13 protein-coding genes are annotated in these 17,765 nt (G+C 63.4%); 5 read left to right on the top strand and 8 right to left on the bottom strand.

What is annotated here, in order from left to right; genetic code table 11:
* Positions 1-800 precede the first annotated feature (800 nt).
* The 3 genes from BUE21_RS00190 to BUE21_RS00180 are packed head-to-tail and all read left to right on the top strand — an operon-like array spanning position 801 to position 3,708.
* Positions 801-1,934 carry a Re/Si-specific NAD(P)(+) transhydrogenase subunit alpha gene (locus tag BUE21_RS00190; protein WP_073353221.1) on the top strand — a complete coding sequence of 378 codons (1,134 nt, stop codon included), beginning with the start codon at positions 801-803 and terminating at the stop codon, positions 1,932-1,934.
* A 28-nt stretch (positions 1,935-1,962) separates the two neighbouring features.
* Complete coding sequence (locus BUE21_RS00185; RefSeq protein WP_073353218.1) at positions 1,963-2,286, top strand: NAD(P) transhydrogenase subunit alpha part 2; 324 nt, start codon at positions 1,963-1,965, stop codon at positions 2,284-2,286.
* Entirely contained in the window at positions 2,287-3,708 is a 1,422-nt protein-coding gene (locus BUE21_RS00180) for an NAD(P)(+) transhydrogenase (Re/Si-specific) subunit beta (RefSeq protein ID WP_073353215.1), read from the top strand. It abuts the gene before it with no gap.
* Positions 3,709-3,816: 108 nt separating this feature from the next.
* Here BUE21_RS00180 and BUE21_RS00175 read toward each other — a convergent pair whose 3' ends face one another.
* The 3 genes from BUE21_RS00175 to BUE21_RS00165 form a co-directional block, all read right to left on the bottom strand.
* Complete coding sequence (locus tag BUE21_RS00175) at positions 3,817-5,190, bottom strand: NAD(P)/FAD-dependent oxidoreductase (protein WP_073353213.1); 1,374 nt, start codon at positions 5,188-5,190, stop codon at positions 3,817-3,819.
* Between the two features lie 189 nt (positions 5,191-5,379).
* A complete protein-coding gene (locus tag BUE21_RS00170; protein ID WP_073353210.1) occupies positions 5,380-6,630 on the bottom strand; it encodes an L-lactate MFS transporter in 1,251 nt (416 codons plus the stop codon).
* Positions 6,631-7,120: 490 nt separating this feature from the next.
* The gene (locus tag BUE21_RS00165) at positions 7,121-8,434 is read right to left on the bottom strand and encodes a polyamine export protein PaeA (protein ID WP_073353207.1); all 1,314 of its coding nucleotides are present in this window, start codon (positions 8,432-8,434) and stop codon (positions 7,121-7,123) included.
* A gap of 350 nt (positions 8,435-8,784) precedes the next feature.
* Between BUE21_RS00165 and BUE21_RS00160 the strand changes: the two genes are divergently transcribed.
* Positions 8,785-10,131 (top strand): dicarboxylate/amino acid:cation symporter, encoded by a 1,347-nt coding sequence (locus tag BUE21_RS00160; protein ID WP_073353204.1) that lies wholly within the window; start codon positions 8,785-8,787, stop codon positions 10,129-10,131.
* A gap of 181 nt (positions 10,132-10,312) precedes the next feature.
* Here BUE21_RS00160 and BUE21_RS00155 read toward each other — a convergent pair whose 3' ends face one another.
* Together BUE21_RS00155 and BUE21_RS00150 are read right to left on the bottom strand one after the other, a co-directional pair.
* Positions 10,313-11,713 (bottom strand): sigma-54-dependent transcriptional regulator, encoded by a 1,401-nt coding sequence (locus BUE21_RS00155; protein WP_073353203.1) that lies wholly within the window; start codon positions 11,711-11,713, stop codon positions 10,313-10,315.
* Between the two features lie 59 nt (positions 11,714-11,772).
* The gene (locus BUE21_RS00150) at positions 11,773-13,608 is read right to left on the bottom strand and encodes an ATP-binding protein (protein ID WP_073353200.1); all 1,836 of its coding nucleotides are present in this window, start codon (positions 13,606-13,608) and stop codon (positions 11,773-11,775) included.
* Between the two features lie 211 nt (positions 13,609-13,819).
* On the opposite strand from BUE21_RS00150, the gene BUE21_RS00145 reads away from it, so the two are divergent.
* The gene (locus BUE21_RS00145; protein ID WP_073353197.1) at positions 13,820-15,160 is read left to right on the top strand and encodes an LLM class flavin-dependent oxidoreductase; all 1,341 of its coding nucleotides are present in this window, start codon (positions 13,820-13,822) and stop codon (positions 15,158-15,160) included.
* A gap of 41 nt (positions 15,161-15,201) precedes the next feature.
* Here the strand turns inward: BUE21_RS00145 and BUE21_RS00140 are convergent, their stop codons facing one another.
* The 3 genes from BUE21_RS00140 to BUE21_RS00130 form a co-directional block, all read right to left on the bottom strand.
* A complete protein-coding gene (locus BUE21_RS00140) occupies positions 15,202-15,615 on the bottom strand; it encodes a YgiW/YdeI family stress tolerance OB fold protein (protein ID WP_073353195.1) in 414 nt (137 codons plus the stop codon).
* 87 nt (positions 15,616-15,702) lie between these two features.
* Positions 15,703-17,064, bottom strand: a complete 1,362-nt coding sequence (locus tag BUE21_RS00135; RefSeq protein WP_073353193.1) for an ATP-binding protein — start codon at positions 17,062-17,064, stop codon at positions 15,703-15,705.
* Positions 17,061-17,729: a response regulator transcription factor gene (locus tag BUE21_RS00130; protein WP_073353191.1), complete on the bottom strand. Its 669-nt coding sequence runs from the start codon at positions 17,727-17,729 to the stop codon at positions 17,061-17,063. Before BUE21_RS00130 ends, BUE21_RS00135 begins: the two co-directional genes overlap by 4 nt.
* Positions 17,730-17,765: the final 36 nt, after the last annotated feature.

The following is a 17,765-nucleotide window of genomic DNA, read 5'->3' as shown; positions in this document are numbered from 1 at the left end:
AGAAGCATTGCGCGACCCAGGCTACCGGGACTTTCAAGGCAGACGTTGCCACTGGATGCCGGGTCAAGCCCGGCATGACGCGGTAAGTGGGGTTTGTGTTTGGCAAAAATGGGTGCGTATCGGATGCTTTTGACATAGCGCGATCGCCCTGCGTACATACCGAACGTGGCCTTGCTGAAAGAAGGGTTATTCTCCCTGTAATAATGAATAATTGATTATGTGAAAATCCGCTGCAAAATCGACAAAGCCGGTGATATTATTCCGGGCGTTGCAGCCTGACTGGCATGCCCATTCGCTCCCGCACCGTGTTCTGCGGACTCTGGGTAATGCCCTGCAAACCGATGGATTGCCACCACACCATCAATGGCAATTCCCTGGAAAACAATTTCGGCAAAATGGTTTTCAACCATCCGGGCATGAAGGGTTAAAAATCCAATGGATCATTTTTACCGAAGTTGAATCTGCGCACTGCGCCGGGATACAGGGTTTTGGGCATTGCTGACAATGCCTTGCCCCTGCCCATCGACCCCGGCATCGCATGCCTTGTGCGTGTCGCTGCCGGGGTTTTTCCACCTTTTCTTTTTCTCGTCGGATTTGGGTCTCCATGCCTTGGCCCTGCTGGTGCCCAAGCCGCGAGACTGGCCCTTGCGGGCCTTCCCTGCTGTACGAATCCTGCCGTTTCGGATCATCTGCCGTATTGCCGATGGCTTCATGCTGCGCGAATACGGTGGCCCCGAAGGTCGGGTTCGGACATTTTTTCCATCCATGCAACAACAAACAAATCAACGAAGGAGTGCTTTATGCAGATAGGAGTGCCAGCAGAAACAGCCGCTGGTGAAACCCGCGTGGCAGTCACGCCGGAAACGGCCAAGAAACTGATTGCGCAGGGCCATGTGGTGCGGGTGCAGGCAGGCGCAGGCATTGCTGCTGCCGCCCCCGATGCCGCCTACCAGGCGGTGGGCGCAGAAATTACCGACGCGCAGGGCGCGTGGGGCGCAGACCTCGTGCTGAAGGTGCGCGCGCCCGATGCCCAGGAGGCCACGCAGCTTCGGCCCGGTGCGGTGCTGGTGGGCAGCCTGAACCCGTTCGACCGCGAGGGCCTGCAACGCCTGGCCGATGCGCGGGTGGCGGCTTTTGCACTGGAGGCCGCACCGCGTACCACGCGGGCGCAGAGCCTGGATATTCTCTCGTCCCAGGCCAATATTGCCGGGTACAAGGCCGTCATCATTGCGGCCAACGAGTACCAGCGATTCTTCCCGATGCTGATGACGGCTGCCGGTACGGTCAAGGCCGCCAAGGTCGTGATTCTGGGCGTGGGCGTGGCGGGCCTTCAAGCGATTGCCACGGCCAAGCGGCTGGGCGCGACCATCGAGGCCAGCGACGTGCGCCCCAGCGTGAAAGAGCAAGTCGAATCGCTGGGTGCGAAGTTCATCGATGTGCCCTACGAAACCGCCGAAGAAAAAGAAGCCGCCGAAGGCGTGGGCGGTTACGCTCGCCCCATGCCCCCAAGCTGGCTGGAACGCCAGAAGGTGGAAGTGGCCAAGCGCGTGGCCGCCGCCGATGTCGTCATCACCACCGCGCTGATTCCGGGCCGTGCCGCGCCCACGCTGGTCACCGAGGAGATGGTGCGCAGCATGAAGCCCGGCTCGGTCATCGTCGATATTGCCGCAGGCCGGGGAGCCGACGGCATCAGCGGCAACTGCACGCTGACCGTGGCCGACCAGACCGTGACCCAGCATGGCGTGCGCATCGTTGGCGAGACCAATCTGGCCGCGCTGGTGGCTGCCGATGCCTCCGCGCTGTTCGCGCGCAACGTGCTGGACTTCCTCAAGCTCATTCTGCCCAAGGACGAAGGCTTGAAGATCGATCTGGAAGACGACATCGTGGCCGCCTGTCTGGTGGCACGCGACGGCCAGGTGACCCGCGCCGCGTGATTTTGAAAGACCGAGAGGAGAAACCATCATGGATTTCGTATCCCCCATCGTTACCAATCTGATTATTTTCGTGCTGGCCATTTATGTGGGCTACCACGTCGTCTGGACGGTCACGCCCGCGCTGCACACCCCGCTGATGGCCGTGACCAATGCCATCTCCGCCATCGTCATCGTCGGTGCCATGCTGGCCGCCGCCCTGACCGAAACCCCGCTGGGCAAAACCATGGGCGTATTGGCCGTGGCACTGGCTGCCGTGAACGTGTTCGGCGGCTTTCTGGTCACGCGCCGGATGCTGGAAATGTTCAAGAAAAAAGAACGCAAGACACCCGCCAAGGCGGAGGGAGAACAATAAATGAGCATGAACCTTGTAACCCTGCTGTATCTGGTGGCCAGTGTCTGCTTCATTCAGGCACTCAAGGGGCTGTCGCACCCCACCACCTCGATTCGCGGCAACTTCTTTGGCATGACCGGCATGCTCATTGCCGTGCTCACCACCGCCGCGCTCATCGTGGAGCTGGCCGGTGGCGCGCTCGGGCTGGGCTGGGTGCTGCTGGGCCTGCTGGTGGGCGGCACGGCTGGCTCCATCATGGCCAAGCGCGTGGAAATGACCAAAATGCCCGAGCTGGTGGCCTTCATGCACAGCATGATCGGTCTGGCGGCGGTGTTCATTGCCGTGGCCGCCGTGGCAGAACCCTGGGCCTTCCAGATCACCGAAAAGGGCGGGCTGATTCCCGGTGGCAACCGCGTGGAACTGGCACTGGGCGCGTTCATCGGTGCGATCACCTTTACCGGCTCCATCATTGCGTTCGGCAAGCTCTCGGGCAAGTACAAGTTCCGCCTGTTCCAGGGCCGCCCGGTGGTGTTTGCCGGGCAGCACTGGCTGAACCTTGCGCTGGGGCTGCTGGCGGCCTTCTTCGTGTTCGGCTTCTGGCATTCGCAAAGCTGGATCGACATCGTGCTGGTCATTGCCATCGGCTTCGCGCTGGGCGTGCTGCTCATCATCCCGATTGGTGGCGCAGACATGCCCGTGGTCGTCTCCATGCTCAACAGCTATTCCGGCTGGGCGGCAGCGGGCATCGGCTTCTCGCTGAACAACTCCATGCTCATCATTGCCGGTTCGCTGGTGGGGTCGTCGGGTGCGATTCTGAGCTACATCATGTGCAAGGCCATGAACCGCAGCTTCTTCAACGTCATTCTGGGCGGCTTTGGCGGTGATGCCGCCGCTGCCGCAGGCGGCACGCAGGAGCAGCGCAGCGTCAAAAGTGGCAGTGCCGACGACGCAGCCTTTGTGCTGGGCAATGCCGAAAGCGTGGTGATCGTGCCCGGCTACGGCCTGGCCGTGGCGCGTGCCCAGCACGCCGTCAAGGAACTGGCCGCCAAGCTCACCGAAAACGGCATCGACGTGAAATACGCCATCCACCCGGTGGCAGGCCGCATGCCCGGCCACATGAACGTGCTGCTGGCCGAGGCCGAAGTGCCCTACGACCAGGTGTTCGAGATGGAAGACATCAACGGCGAATTCGGTCAGGTCGATGTTGCCATCATCCTGGGCGCGAACGACGTGGTGAACCCCGCCGCACACGTCAAGGGCAGCGCGATCTACGGCATGCCGATTCTGGAAGCCTACAAGGCCAAGACCATCATCGTGAACAAGCGATCCATGGCCGCAGGCTACGCCGGGCTGGACAACGAACTGTTCTACATGGACAAAACCATGATGGTCTTCGGCGATGCCAAAAAGGTGGTGGAGGACATCACCAAGGCCGTGGAGTAAGGCTCGACGTTCAGGGGGCTGGCCTGTGCCAGCATCCTGAATGCCGCAGGGGCGTGATGTTGTGCATCACGCCCCTGTTTTTTTGGGTGCTTGTGGTTTTTGGGATTTTTACGTTTCGGAAGGCGGTGTGGCGGGTTTCTGTTCGCCTTCGGCCACGACGCGGGCACTGCGGTTGAACGTCCAGTAGGCACTGGCCCAGTCCATCAGCACGACGAAACGGTTGCGAAAGCCAATCAGGAAGTAAATGTGCGCGAACAGCCAGAACTGCCAGGCCAGCATGCCGCTCATGCGCAGGTGTTTGCCGCGCCACAGGGGCAGATCGACCACGGCGGCGAGGCGGCCAATGGTGGCGAGGTTGCCATAGTTGGTATAGACGAACTGGCGGCTGGCCTGCCCCTTGAGGTGGCGCAGGATGTTGTCGGCAGCCAGTTGGCCCATTTGCTTGGCGGCGGGCGAGACACCGGGTACGGGTTGCGGGGGCTGGCCAGCGCGGTGGCTTTGGGCGGATGCGAGGTCGCCGATGACGAAGATGCGCTCGTCGCTGGCCACCGTGAGGTCGGGATTGACGATGACGCGCCCGGCCCGGTCGGTCTGGGCACCAGTGGCCTTGGCCAGGGTCTTGCCCAGTGGCGAGGCGGCCACGCCCGCTGCCCAGATGACGCACTGGCTGGGAATGCGTTCGGTGCGCGGTGCGTGGGGCTTGCCGTTCTGCCCGGTGCTGGCGGGTGGGGCGGGGTTGAGGTGCTCCACGTCCAGTCCGTCTTCGTCGATGTGGGTGACGCGGGCGTTGAGCATGACCTGCACGCCCAGACGGTCGAGCTGTTCCAGGGCACGCTGGCTGAGTTTGTCGGGCATGCTTTGCAGCACGCGCGGGCCGCCTTCGATGAGCAGGATGCGTGCCCGGGAGGGGTCGATGTGGCGGAATTCGCCGCGCAGGGTGTGGCGGGCGATTTCGGCCATCGAGCCGGCCATTTCCACTCCGGTGGGGCCAGCCCCGATGACGGCAAAGGTCAGGTAGGCGGCCCGCTTGACCGGGTCGGGTTCGATTTCTGCGTTCTCGAAGGCGTGGGTGATCTTGCTGCGGATGGTGAAGGCATCGCGCAGGGTTTTCATGCCGGGGGCGTGGGCCTGCCAGGCATCGTTGCCGAAGTAGCTGTGGGTGGCCCCGGTGGCCACGATCAGGTAGTCGTAGCCGTAGTACAGGCCGTTGGAGAGCACCACTTCGCGCGAGGCGGGCAATACGTCCACGACTTCGCCCAGGATGGTGGAGATGTTCTTGCGCGCGCGCATCAGGCTGCGGATGGGCGCGCCGATGGAGGGCGCGGCCAGCCCGGCAGTGGCCACCTGGTAGAGCAGGGGCTGGAACAGGTGGTGGTTGGTGTTGTTGATGAGCAGGATGTCCACGTCGGCATGGCGCAGGGCCTTGGTGACTTCCAGCCCGCCAAAGCCACCGCCGACGATGATGATCCGAGGTTTTGCCATTCTTGAAACTCCTGATGTCAAAAAAAGAAAAAGAAACGAGAAACACCAGTGGCGCACACCCTGCCGCTGCCTGCCGGGTTCCGGGGTCGTGAACAGGTTCAAAAAGCAACGGGTTCAAACCCCGCAGCCAACTGCGATTTTTGAACCCGTTCAGGTTGTCCGAAGAACCGGCTTGGGCTGTCTTGCAGCTTACGCCGTCTTGGGTGCCTTGGGTGCCTTGGGTGGCTTGGTGATGAATGCCATGACCACACCAATGGCGCACAGTGTGCCGCTGATGACGAACGCCGCGTTGTAGCTGCCGCCGGTGCGCGCCAGCACGGTGGTGGCCATGATGGGGCCGATGATGGCTCCCAGGCTGTAGGCGATGAAGATCAGGCCGTAGTTCACGCTGAGGTTCTTGGCACCGAAGAAGTCGGCGGTCAGCGACGGGAACGTGCCCATGGCACCACCGAAGCAGAAGGCGATCAGCGAGACGGCAATCACATACGGCACCATGCTGCTGATGCTGCCCATGCTGAACATGACGGCCGCGCTGATGATGTACATCACCGCCACGGTGTTCATGCGCCCGAGCTTGTCGGAGACGGTGCCCCAGAAGAGGCGGCCCAGGCTGTTGAAGATGTTGAGAATGCCCACGGCTCCTGCGGCCTGTACGGCAGTCATTTCAGCCAGTTGCTGGCCGATGGGAGAAGCGTGGGCAATAATCATCAGCCCGGCGACGTTGGCGAAGGCGTAGAGCACCAGAATCATCCAGTACTGGGGGGTCTGGAGCATTTGCCCGGCAGTGAAGTCAGGTCGCACAGCGGGGACGGCTTGCTGGCCGGGCTTGGGGGCCGGGGGTGTCCAGCCCTTGGGCTTGTAGCCATCGGGAGCCACGCGCATCAGTTGCGCGCCCAGGCCCACACCCACGATGCTGTAGATGGCCTGATAGAAGAAGGTCTTGAACGGGCCGAGTTCGCCCACCAGGAACGATGCCACGGGTGCGAAGGCAACCGAGCCGATGCCAAAGCCCATCACGGCCAGGCCGGTGATGAAGCCGCGTTTGTCCGGGAACCACTTCAGGCAGGTGGCAATCGGGATGCCATAGACGATGCCGATGCCTGCACCGGCCAACACGCCATAGCCCAGGTACAGTGCCCACAGCGAGCCAATGTTCTGCGTCTGGCTGGAGATCAGCAGACCGACGGCCAGCACGGATGACCCCACGATGGCCAGCTTGGTCGGCCCCATCTTGGGCAGCAGGCGACCGGCAAAAATCATCCAGAATGGAATGCTGGCGAGGTTGATGGTGAACGCCAGCGAGACATCGGTGGCCGACCAGCCGGTGGCTTGCTGAATGGGGTTTCTGAAGACGCTCCAAGTGTAGAGCGCGCCAATCACGAACTGGCAGATCAATGCGCCGGTGACGACCAGCCACCGGTTGTAATCCTTTTGTTGCATCTTGCCTCCTGGTTTATTGGTAGAAGAAGTGGAAGAGGGGTTTGCGTCGCGCACCGATGTCCATGCTTCCCCCACCCTGAAGTGCAAACAGGTTTCAGATCGGGATTGGCACAGATGGCTGGCGGTGTGGCTGGCTGGGCTGGTGCAGGACGGCTGGGAACAAATGAAAGAACTCGCTCTGGAGCCCGGAAAACGGGGCGATCCTGCACGAGGTGATTCATGCCAACCACAGGGTCTGGAGCTGCAATCCGAGGGCGGTTGTGCAGCGCACAAACATGTGGCGCGTGCGCAGTCTATCATCGAAAACCCTAGGTGCAGGAAAACCCTTATTCACATTAAGTGCAAATGCGAAAAATGTCGTTTTGAAGGGTTGAGCAGGCATTGCAAGATGATGTTCTGCAATGTTTTTTCTTCTGGAGAAATGCGTTTTCGGGATTCGCAAAAAGCAGATGGCTCCCGGTGTGTGTGGCATGCCACACGGGAGCACGCCCTATGGCGTTGGGGCGGCGGCTTCGCCTGTTTCCAGCCGCGTGACCAGCACCTGATCGATGCGGTAGCTGTCCACGTCCATCACCTCGAACTTGTAGCCTGCCCAGACCACCGAATCGGTGCGGCGGGGGATGCGGCGCAGCATGACGATGAGAAAGCCCGCCAGCGTGTCGTATTCCTCGAAGTGCGGGAATTCGTCGATCTTGAGCACATGCAGCACGTCTTCGATGGGGGTGCTGCCGTCGATCAGCCAGGAGTTCTCGTCGCGGCGCACGATCAGTTCCTCGTCGTCCGGCCCCATCAGGTCGCCCATCACGGTGCTCATGACATCGTTGAGCGTGACCACGCCCACCACCAGGCTGTATTCGTTCACGACCACCGCGAAGTCTTCCTGCACCTGACGGAACTGGTCGAGCGTTTCGGCCAGCGATAGGCGGTCGGGAATCACCAGCACCTTGTGCAGCAGCGCGTCGTCGCGCAGGGTCAGGGGCTGGCCGTTGAGCACCCGCTGGTAGAGGTCGCGCGAATCCACATAGCCGATCACATGGTCGATGTCGCCGTCGCAGACCGGGTAGGTGGCGTAGGGTTCCTCGGCAATGCGGGCGCGGATGACTTCGTCGGGGTCGTCGCGGAAGAAGTAGGCGATGCGGTCGCGGCCAGACATGGCACTGGCCACGGAGCGGTTGTCCAGGTCGAACACGTTGGCGATGACGCGCTGTTCGTTCTGCGCCAGGATGCCCGCCTGGGTGACGGCCTCGGTCATGGCCAGCACGTCTTCGGAGGTGACGCGGTCGTCGCGCAGCATGGGCAGGCCGGTGAGCTTGAACAGGGTGTCGGTGAGGCGGCTGTACACCCACACCAGCGGCCGCAGCAGGATGGTGAACAGGCGCATGCCCCCGTGCACGGCCATGGCGAGTTTTTCCGGCTCGGCCATGCCCAGCCGCTTGGGAAACAGGTCGGCAAACAGGATGAACAGCGAGATGACCATCAGGAACGACAGCACGAAGCCTGCGCTCTGCGCCACCGGCTCGCTGAACCAGTATCCCAGCAGTTGCGTGAAGAAGGGGCTGAATGCCCCTTCGCCCACGATGCCGCCCAGAATGGCGACGGCGTTCTGGGCAATCTGCACGACGGTGAAATAGTCGCCCGGCTGCTCTTGCAGGGCGAGTACGCGCGGTGCGCGGGTGTCGCCTTCGGCGGCCAGCTTGCGCAGGCGAATGCGCCGGGAAGCAGCCAGTGAGATTTCTGCCAGCGAAAAAAATCCGCTGGCAGCGATCAGGACGACGATGAAAAGAAAGCTTTGTTGGGCAGTCATGGAAAAAACCCCGCATCAGATTAGCATGTTTTTTCTGGGCGTGTGCTGCTGGCAAGTCCATTCGTCCGGGTATTTTTCATGCCGGGGTGAATCTGATGGATGACATGCCCTAAGGTACAGGATGATTATGAAAAATCATAAAGATGGGTGTGCCATGCAATGGTTTTTCATACATGGCGTGTCCGTGCCATTTTCAATATTGTTTTATATCAATGTGTTATGAGTATATTGGGTTTGGCATTGGTTTTGCGTAAGTCTGGTTCCGCGCGTTGCGGCGGTCTGGCTGGTATGGCGGCATGTATTGGTGTCGTGTCTGGCCTGCCGGTTCGTTTCAATCAGGAGACAAGACCATGCAAACTACCCATGACCAACCGGCGGCTGCCTCGCAGCGCAGTCGCCGCAAGACCCCGCTGTATCGCACCCTGTATTTCCAGGTGATCGTCGCCATTGTGATCGGCATTTTTCTGGGGCACTTTTACCCGGAGACCGGCGCGGCCATGAAGCCGCTGGGCGATGGCTTCATCAAGCTCATCAAGATGATTATTGCGCCCATCATCTTCTGTACCGTGGTGGTGGGCATCGCGGGCATGGAGGACATGAAGCGCGTGGGCAAGACCGGCGGCATGGCCTTGCTGTATTTCGAGATCGTCAGCACGATTGCGCTGGTGGTGGGGCTGCTCATCATCAACCTGGTCAAGCCCGGTGAGGGCATGAACATCGATGCAGCCAGTCTGGATGCCAGCAGTGTGGCGGCCTACACCGGCCCCGACCAGATGCAGAGCACCACCCAGTTCCTGCTGAATGTGATTCCGACCACGGCCGTGGGAGCCTTCGCCAACGGTGAAATCCTGCAAGTGCTGCTGGTGGCGGTGATGTTCGGCTTCGCGCTGCACCGCTTTGGCGGGCGTGGGCACATGGTGTTCGACTTCATCGAGAAGTTCTCGCATGTGCTGTTCGTGATTGTGGGCTACATCATGAAAGTCGCCCCCATCGGTGCCTTCGGTGCCATGGCCTTCACGATTGGCAAGTACGGCCTCAGCTCCCTGCTGCAACTGGGCCAGTTGATGCTGACCTTCTATGTCACCTGCCTGATTTTCATCTTCATGGTGCTGGGGTCGATTGCCAAGGCGACGGGCTTTTCCATCGTCAAGTTCATCAAGTACATCAAGGAAGAGCTGCTGATCGTGCTGGGCACATCGTCGTCGGAATCGGTGCTGCCGCGCATGATGGACAAGATGGAAAACCTCGGCGCACGCAAGTCGGTGGTGGGGCTGGTCATTCCGACGGGCTATTCCTTCAATCTGGATGGCACGTCGATTTACCTGACGATGGCCGCCGTGTTTCTGGCGCAGGCCACCAACACGCCCATGACGCTGATGGAGCAGGTCACGCTGCTGGCGGTGCTGTTGCTGACATCCAAGGGCGCGGCCGGGGTGACGGGCAGTGGCTTCATCGTGCTGGCGGCCACGCTGTCGGCCGTGGGCCATGTGCCGGTGGCCAGTATTGCGCTGATTCTGGGCATTGACCGCTTCATGTCGGAAGCGCGCGCGCTCACCAACCTCATCGGCAATGGCGTGGCCACGGTCGTGGTGGCGAAGTGGACAGGTGATCTGGACACCGAGCGCATGAACAAGGTGCTCAGCGACAACCCGCCGCCACCGCTGACCTCGGACGAGTCGGCCAAGCACTCGGCCTGATGACTTGCAGATTTCGCTAGGGAAGGTCTGCAAAACCCGTTGCGCCGCCCGCATCCCGCCACTGGGCGCATCGCCGCGTTGGCTTCTGCGGTCAATAGCCCCGCTATTGACCGCAAAATCCGCCTTGCGCTGCATCCCGTTGGCGGGCGCGGGCTTACCGCAAGAGTTTTGCAGACCTTCCCTAGCCTTGCTGGCGAATCTGGCTGTTGTCGATGCCCAGCTTGCGCATTTTGTCGTAGAGCGTGGGGCGGGGCACTTGCAGCGTTTGTGCTGCCGCACCCACATCGCCCTGGTGCTGGCGCAGTGCCTGGGTAATGAGGATTTCCTCGAACCGCGCCATCTGCTGGCCCAGGCCGGGCGTGCCGGTGGCGGTGGGTGCAGCCGCTTCGCTGGCGGGCGCGGCGGTGACGCTGCCCAGCGGCAACCCCAGCACCAGCCGGTCGGCCACATTTTTCAGCTCCCGCACATTGCCGGGCCAGGAGTGGGCCATGAGCTGGGCCATCAGCCGGGCATCGGGGTTGCGCTGGGTTTGCTGGTAGCGTTTGGCTGCCAGCAGGCAGAAGTGCTCGAACAGCAGCGGAATATCCTCGCGCCGCTCGCGCAGGGGTGGCAGTTCCACCAGGGCCACGGCAATGCGGTAGTACAGGTCGGCCCGGAACTGCTTGTGCTCGGCCCATTGCTTGAGGTCGGCCTTGCTGGCGGCAATCACGCGGGTGTCAATCGGGATGGCGGTGTTGGAGCCGACGCGCTCGATCTGCCGCTCCTGCAACACCCGCAGCAGCTTGATCTGGATGGCAATCGGCATGGTCTCGATCTCATCGAGAAACAGGGTGCCCCGGTGGGCGTGCTCGAACTTGCCGGTGCGCATTTTCTGGGCACTGGTGAAGGAACCGGCCTCGTGCCCGAACAGCTCGCTTTCTGCCAGGTTCTCGGGCATGCCGCCGCAGTTGAGGGGCACGAAGGCGTGGTTTCTGCGCGGGCTGAAATCGTGCAGGCAGCGGGCCACCAGTTCCTTGCCGGTGCCGGTTTCGCCGTAGATCAGCACATCGGCATTGGTGCCTGCCAGCGCGAGGATGGTCTGGCGCACCTGTTCCATGGCGGCGGAACGCCCGATGAGCACGGACTGGATGTCCTGCACGGCCTCGCTGTCGCGCTGGGCCAGTTGGGTGTGCAGAGACTGCACTTGCAGCACCAGGGCGCGTTTGTCCATGGCACGGCGCACGGTGCTGACGAGGTGGTCGGACGAGAAGGGTTTTTCGATGAAGTCATAGGCTCCGTCGCGCATGGCATGCACGGCCATGCTGACATCGCCGTGGCCGGTGACGAGGATGAAGGGAATCTGCGCATCCTGCGCCAGCACCTGTGGCAGCCATTCCAGGCCGCTGAGGCCGGGCAGACGCACATCGCAGACGACCACGACCGGCGCGCCGGCATGGATGGCCCGGCGCGCTGCTTCCACGCTCTCGAAAGGCTGTACGGCAATGCCTTCCAGTTCCAGGGCCTGCTGGCTGCCCAGCCGCACGTCGGCATCGTCTTCGATCAGCAATACCTGTATGGGCGGGGTGGTGGCGGCAGCGGTCATGGCGGTGGGGCAGTCGTAGTGGGGGGAGGTGGTGTGGTTGTTGGAACGTGTTTGCGTTCTCAGGCCGGTTGCCCCGGAACCGATGCCAGTGGCAGTGAAATGATAAACCGCGCACCACCTTCCGGTGCATTCCCGCCTTGCAGGTTTCCCCCCATTTCCCGCACCAGATGGGCACAAATCACCAGCCCCAGGCCCAGCCCCTTGCCCGCAGGTTTGCTGGTGACGAATGGCTCGAACAGCCGGAGCAGGATGGCGGCATCGATGCCGGGGCCGCTGTCGTGGACGCTGATGTGGCATTGCCCGTCTTGCGCCCAGGCCCGCAGGGCCATGTGCGGCGGTGTGGAGGCGGCATCGCGGGTGTGCAGCGCGTCCAGGGCGTTGCCCATCAGGTTGTCCAGCACCTGCTCCAGCCGTATGGCATCGGCCACGGCGCACAGCGTGTGCGGCTCCACGTCGATGGAGCAGGCCACCCCCGCCGCTTGCAGGCGCGGCTCCAGCAACTGGCGCACCTGCCGCAGCAGGGCGGCGATGGCCACCGGCTGCGGGGGTGTCTGCGGCTTGTAGGCAAAGACCTTGAGCCGCTGGCTGATGCTGGCGAGGCGATCCACCAGGTGCGCCATGCGTTGCAGGTTGCGCACCACGTCATCGTGGCGTTGCTGTGCCAGCAGCCGCTGGGTGTTGTCCGAGAGGGTGCGCAGGGCGGCCAGGGGCTGGTTGATCTCGTGTGCCAGCCCGGCGGACATTTGCCCCAGGGCGGCCATCTTCTCGGACTGAACCAGTTCCTGCTGTGCCTGCTGCAACTGGGCGGTGCGCTGTTGCACCTGGGCTTCCAGGCTGTCGTGTGCGGCTTGCAGGGCGGCCTGTGTGGCCAGCCGTTGCCGCCAGCTCTGGCGGCGCAAACGCCCCACCAGGACCAGCAGCAGCAGCAGCACGGTGGTGGCCAATGCCGCCAGTGTGGCGGCCAGTCGGGCCTGTTGCCGCACAGGCTGGCTTTCTTCCAGCACCACGACATGCAGCAGCCCGTTTTCCAGCGGGCGTTGCGAGGCCAGCCAGCCCGCTTGCCCATCCAGCCGGACTTCCTGCACGCCATCTGCCTGTGGGCCTGCGGATGCGGCAGGCTGGCTGTGCCAGTGCAGCGGCCTGTTCAGTGGTGTTTGGTAGGCGCGGGTGCGGGCAATTTCAGCCACCGTGGCGGCAGGCAGGTCGTTCAATGGGCGGTAACGCCATGGGTCTTGGGTGCTCAACACCACCACGCCGTGTTGGTCCACCACCAGTACCTGCCCCGGCAGGTTGCGCCAGCGTGCCTCCAGTCCGGCAAAACCCACTTTCACCACGGCCACGCCCCATGCGTCGGCGGGCGTGGAAGCGGTGTGGCCCGAGGTGTAGGGCAAGGCATACGAGAGGTAGAAGCCAGGGCGACCCGAGGTGATGCCCACCCCGAAGAAACGCCCATGCCCCGTGGCCAGGGCATCGCGCACATAGGGGCGAAAGTCAAAAATGGCTCCCAGTGGCGAGCCGGGTTCACCGGCATCGTCGGCGGCCACGGCCAGCCCTTGCCGGTTGGCCAGATACAGCAGTTCGGCCCCGGCGGCGGCATTGATGCGGTTCAGATAGCGGCTGACGGTGCGCTGCAATTCGGTGTCGGTGGGCTGGCGCAGCAACTCCAGCACGCCCGGCCCCATTTCCAGCAGGGCGGGCAGGTAATCGAAGCGTGCCAGTGCGGACTGCATGTCCAGAGCCACCAGGTCCAGCCGGTGCTGCTGCGCGGCCTGCCGCTCTGCCAGGCCACTGCGCCACACGGCGGTGTAGGCGAGTGCGCCGACCACGCCTGCCAACCCCACGCCTGCCACCAGCCACAGGCGCAGACGGATACCCAGGGTAGGAAAAGTGCGCATTCTGCTGCAATCGATCAAAAGTGATGGGCCAAACCGGGCATTCTATGCGGTGTGGCGGTTTGGCGTGGGGCCGGCAGATGCCTGTGGCAAGACCGTGCCGTGTCGCCCGTGCTGCCACTCTCTGCACTTCAGTAAAAACCCCGCCCCAGCACTCTCGGGAAGATCGATTTAAGCTGTGCCGTCCATTCACTGTCCAGCAAGGATTTTTCCCATGAGTACTGTCACCCGCCAGCTCAAGCTCGGTGCATTCATGCGCCCGGTCAGCATCCACACCGGGGCCTGGCGTTACCCCGGCGCATGGCGCGATGCCAACTTCAATTTCACCCGCCTGAAGTACCTGGCCCAGCGGCTGGAGCAGGGACGCTTCGATGCGTTCTTCATGGCAGACCATCTGGCGGTGCTGAACATGCCGATGGAGGCCCTGCGGCGCAGCCATACGGTCACTTCATTCGAGCCGTTCACGCTGCTGTCGGCCCTGGCGCAGCACACCACGCACCTGGGGCTGGTGGCCACGGCTTCCACCACCTTCGAGGAGCCGTTCCATATTGCGCGGCGTTTTGCCTCGCTCGATCATCTGTCCGAGGGGCGGGCGGGCTGGAACATCGTCACCACCAGCAACCCCGATGCGGCACGCAATTTCGGTCTGGAAACCCATGTGGAACATGCCGACCGCTATGCGCGGGCGCGCGAGTTCTACGATGTGGTGACCGGTCTGTGGGATACCTGGGCCGACGATGCCTTTGTGCGCGATGCCGCCAGCGGCGATTATTTCGACCCTGAGCGGCTGCATGTGCTGGGGCACGCGGGGCCGCATTTCTCGGTGCGTGGGCCTTTGCACATTGCCCGTCCGGTGCAGGGCTGGCCCGTGATCGTGCAGGCCGGGGCATCGGAGGCGGGGCGGCAACTGGCGGCCGAGACCGCCGAAGTGGTGTTTGCCGCACACGGCACGCTGGAAGAAGGGCAGCGGTTCCATGCGGACGTGAAGGGCCGCATGCGCAGCCTGGGGCGTGACCCCGATCACCTCAAAATCCTGCCGGGAGCCTTCGTGGTCGTGGCCGATACCGTGGACGAAGCGCGGGCCATTCGGGCACGGCTGGATGCTCTGGTGCACTACGACAGTGCCATCTCGTCGCTGTCGGTGGCCCTGGGCAGCGATGTCAGCCACCTCGACCCCGATGGCCCCCTGCCCGATTCCCTCCCCGAATCCAACGCCAGCAAGAGTGGCCGTGAGCGGGTGATGGCCCTGGCGCGGCGCGAGAACCTGACGGTGCGCCAGCTGGCCCAGCGGCTGGGGGGCTATGCGGGCCTGTCGTTCGTGGGAACGCCCCGCAGCATTGCCGACGAGATGCAGCAATGGCTGGAAACCGATGCAGCCGATGGCTTCAACGTCATGTTTCCGTGGCTGCCTGGCGGGCTGGATGCGTTCGTGGACAAGCTGGTGCCCGAGTTGCAGGCGCGTGGCCTGCTGCGCCGCGAATACGAGGGCACGACCCTGCGCGAAAACCTGGGGCTGCCACGCCCGCAGAACCGGTTTTTCGCGCCCCGGTCTTGAACAGGGTCTGCGTGTCAGAGGGGGCGAACGTGTTTACGATCTCAGGGAATCAGCGTGATGCGATCGACTTCCAGTTCCACCTTGCGCAGGTCTTTGTCCAGCTCGCCCAGCAGTTCGACCTTTTGTTCGGCACTGATGGTCTGTCCGGGCGGGAAATCCTTGTTGTCGATTTCCACGGTAATGCGCCCGCTGTCGTCGGCGAACGTGTAGCGGTCGCCGCCGTCGTGCGAGACGATGCGCCCTTGCAGGCGGGCGTGCTGGTCGTCGCGGCCAGTGTCCAGCAGTTGTTTGACCGTCATCAGCTGCACGCTGCTGGGGCCGCTGTAGTGCGGAGCGGTGGGCTGGGGGGCCGGGGCATTGCTGGGGCCTTGGTAGCCGGGGGCCTGTGCCAGGCTGGCAGTGGTGCCCAGAACGAGAAGGGCGGCGATTGCAAGGGAAGCGGTGGTTTTGCGCATGGTATGGCTCCGTGGTGGGTAATGCAGAAAGACAGAAAAGGGTGCCCGAACGGCACTGCCCTTGCATTGGAGCAGCCCAAGCTGAAGTCAATCTGATGCGGTATCCGGCGGCACTTCGCCCGGAAAGTCCAGCACCACCCCCAGGCCCCGGCCTTCCAGTCCGTCCTCGAAATGCAGGGTGGCCGCGTGCAGGGTGGCAATGCGAGCCACGATGGACAGGCCCAGGCCGTTGCCGCTCTGGCCCGTGCCCAGAATGCGGAAAAAGCGTTGCCCCAGTTGCGCACGGGCCGATGCCGCAACGCCAGGGCCATCGTCGCGCACGGCCAGCCGCACCCCGCCAGCGGGCAAGGGTTGCGATTCGATGCGGATGCGCCCCTGCTCGCGGCCATAGCGCACGGCGTTATCGACCAGGTTGCGCAGCGCACTCGCCAGCAGGGTGGGGGATGCCTGTAGGTGCGACGCAGCCAGCGCGCACTCCAGCACCATGCCGCGTGCCTGCACTGCCGCGAGGTCCAGCGAAGCCACCAGCGCGGACAGGGCCACGGTTTCGCGCTCCAGCGGCTGGGCATCCAGCCGCGCCAGGGCCAGCAGGCTTTCCACCAGCGCGGTGCAGCGATCCACATCTGCCCGCAACTGCCGAAGCTGGGGCACGGGCAGCCCCAGTTCGCGTTCGATCAACTGGGTGCGCATGCGCAGGGCAGACAGGGGCGTGCGCAGCTCATGGGCGGCATCGGCGGTGAAGCGGCGTTCGTTGTCGAGCGTGGTTTCCAGCCGGGCCAGCAGGGAATTGAGTGCGGCGAGCATGGGCTGTAGTTCGCGCGGCGGATGGGGCGTGCTCACGGGCGACAGATCGGTGGGAGACTTGCTGGCGATGCGGGTGGCCAGCTCCTCCAGTGGCCGCAGCAGGTGGCGGATGGTGAACCAGCTCGCCAGCCCCAGCAGGGCCAGCAGCAGCAGCGCGGGCCATGCCAGATTCTCGGCCATGTCTTCCAGCAGGTCGAGGCGTTCTTCCAGGGGCTGGGCCACCTGGGCGGCGATGCCGTCCTGGCGTTGGCGCACATGCACGCGCCAGAACTCCCCGTCGCGGTGTACGGTGGCAAAGCCCTTGCGGTGCGGAAAATGGGGCAAGAATGCTTCTTCCGGTGTGTCCTCACCGCGCAGCAGCACCCGGCCATCCGGGCCAACGAGCTGGTAGTACATGCGTAGCTTCAGGGTATCGCCGCGTCCATCGGCCAGATGGCCGTTGCGCAGGGACGGGTTCTCGCTGCCGGTGCCCAGTTGCAGCACCAGGCGCGCGCCTTCTTCCAGTGCCTCATCGAAAACCTCGCTGGTGGCGAACCACGCCACGCCAATCACAATGGCCAGACTGACCAGCCACAGCCCCATGCTGATGCCCATCACCATCCACAGCAGGCGTTGGCGCAGCGACCAGGTGCGGGACGTGGTCATGCCGATGCCAGCGTGTAGCCCTGATTGCGGGCGGTGACGATGAAGCCGCTGCCCAGCTTCTTGCGCAGTTTGTAAACGTGTACCTCGATGGCGTTGCTCTCGATCTCCTGCCCCCAGCCATAGAGCGATTCTTCCAGTTGCGCACGGCTGAGAATGTGGCCAGGATGCCGCATCAGTGCCTGCAACACCGCAAATTCACGCGCCGTCAGCGTGACGGACTGGCCATTGCGTGTCACCGTTTTGGCAGAGGGGTCCAGTTCCACCGCCCCATGTCGCAGGGTCGGATGCTGCTGGGCCGCACCCCGGCGCAGCGCGGCACGCACCCGCGCCGAGAGTTCTTCCAGATCGAAAGGCTTGACCAGATAGTCGTCGGCCCCCCCATCCAGCCCCTGCACGCGGTCGGCCAGCGTGTCGCGCGCGGTAATCAGAATGACCGGCACTTCGCCAGCAGGGGGGCGGGAGGCCCGCAGCGCGCGCAGCACGGCATCGCCGTCCAGCCCCGGCAGGCCCCGGTCCAGCAGAATGCAGTGGTATTCGTGCGTGGCCAGGGCCGCTGCCGCCTGATCGCCACGCTGGAGCCAGTCCACGGCATAGCCATCCAGCCGCAGCCACGATTGCAGGGAACTGCCCAGCGAGGGGTCGTCTTCGATCAGGAGAATGCGCATGAATGCGCAGCTTACACGCTGGAGCTGAAGGCAGTC

This window comes from Lampropedia hyalina DSM 16112 (assembly GCF_900129055.1).
GTDB lineage: Bacteria > Pseudomonadota > Gammaproteobacteria > Burkholderiales > Burkholderiaceae_C > Lampropedia > Lampropedia hyalina.
The sequence above is the reverse complement of the archived record's forward strand: the minus strand, read 5'-3'. Positions and strand labels throughout refer to the sequence as shown.

Excerpts from the sequence above, each read along its gene's own strand:
- BUE21_RS00165 (WP_073353207.1), bottom strand. The coding sequence starts at position 8,434 with ATGACTGCCCAACAAAGCTTTCTTTTCATCGTCGTCCTGATCGCTGCC.
- BUE21_RS00190 (WP_073353221.1), top strand. The coding sequence starts at position 801 with ATGCAGATAGGAGTGCCAGCAGAAACAGCCGCTGGTGAAACCCGCGTG.
- BUE21_RS00180 (WP_073353215.1), top strand. The coding sequence starts at position 2,287 with ATGAGCATGAACCTTGTAACCCTGCTGTATCTGGTGGCCAGTGTCTGC.
- BUE21_RS00170 (WP_073353210.1), bottom strand. The coding sequence starts at position 6,630 with ATGCAACAAAAGGATTACAACCGGTGGCTGGTCGTCACCGGCGCATTG.
- BUE21_RS00175 (WP_073353213.1), bottom strand. The coding sequence starts at position 5,190 with ATGGCAAAACCTCGGATCATCATCGTCGGCGGTGGCTTTGGCGGGCTG.
- BUE21_RS00140 (WP_073353195.1), bottom strand. The coding sequence starts at position 15,615 with ATGCGCAAAACCACCGCTTCCCTTGCAATCGCCGCCCTTCTCGTTCTG.
- BUE21_RS00185 (WP_073353218.1), top strand. The coding sequence starts at position 1,963 with ATGGATTTCGTATCCCCCATCGTTACCAATCTGATTATTTTCGTGCTG.
- BUE21_RS00160 (WP_073353204.1), top strand. The coding sequence starts at position 8,785 with ATGCAAACTACCCATGACCAACCGGCGGCTGCCTCGCAGCGCAGTCGC.
- BUE21_RS00145 (WP_073353197.1), top strand. The coding sequence starts at position 13,820 with ATGAGTACTGTCACCCGCCAGCTCAAGCTCGGTGCATTCATGCGCCCG.
- BUE21_RS00130 (WP_073353191.1), bottom strand. The coding sequence starts at position 17,729 with ATGCGCATTCTCCTGATCGAAGACGACCCCTCGCTGGGCAGTTCCCTG.
- BUE21_RS00155 (WP_073353203.1), bottom strand. The coding sequence starts at position 11,713 with ATGACCGCTGCCGCCACCACCCCGCCCATACAGGTATTGCTGATCGAA.
- BUE21_RS00135 (WP_073353193.1), bottom strand. The coding sequence starts at position 17,064 with ATGACCACGTCCCGCACCTGGTCGCTGCGCCAACGCCTGCTGTGGATG.
- BUE21_RS00150 (WP_073353200.1), bottom strand. The coding sequence starts at position 13,608 with ATGCGCACTTTTCCTACCCTGGGTATCCGTCTGCGCCTGTGGCTGGTG.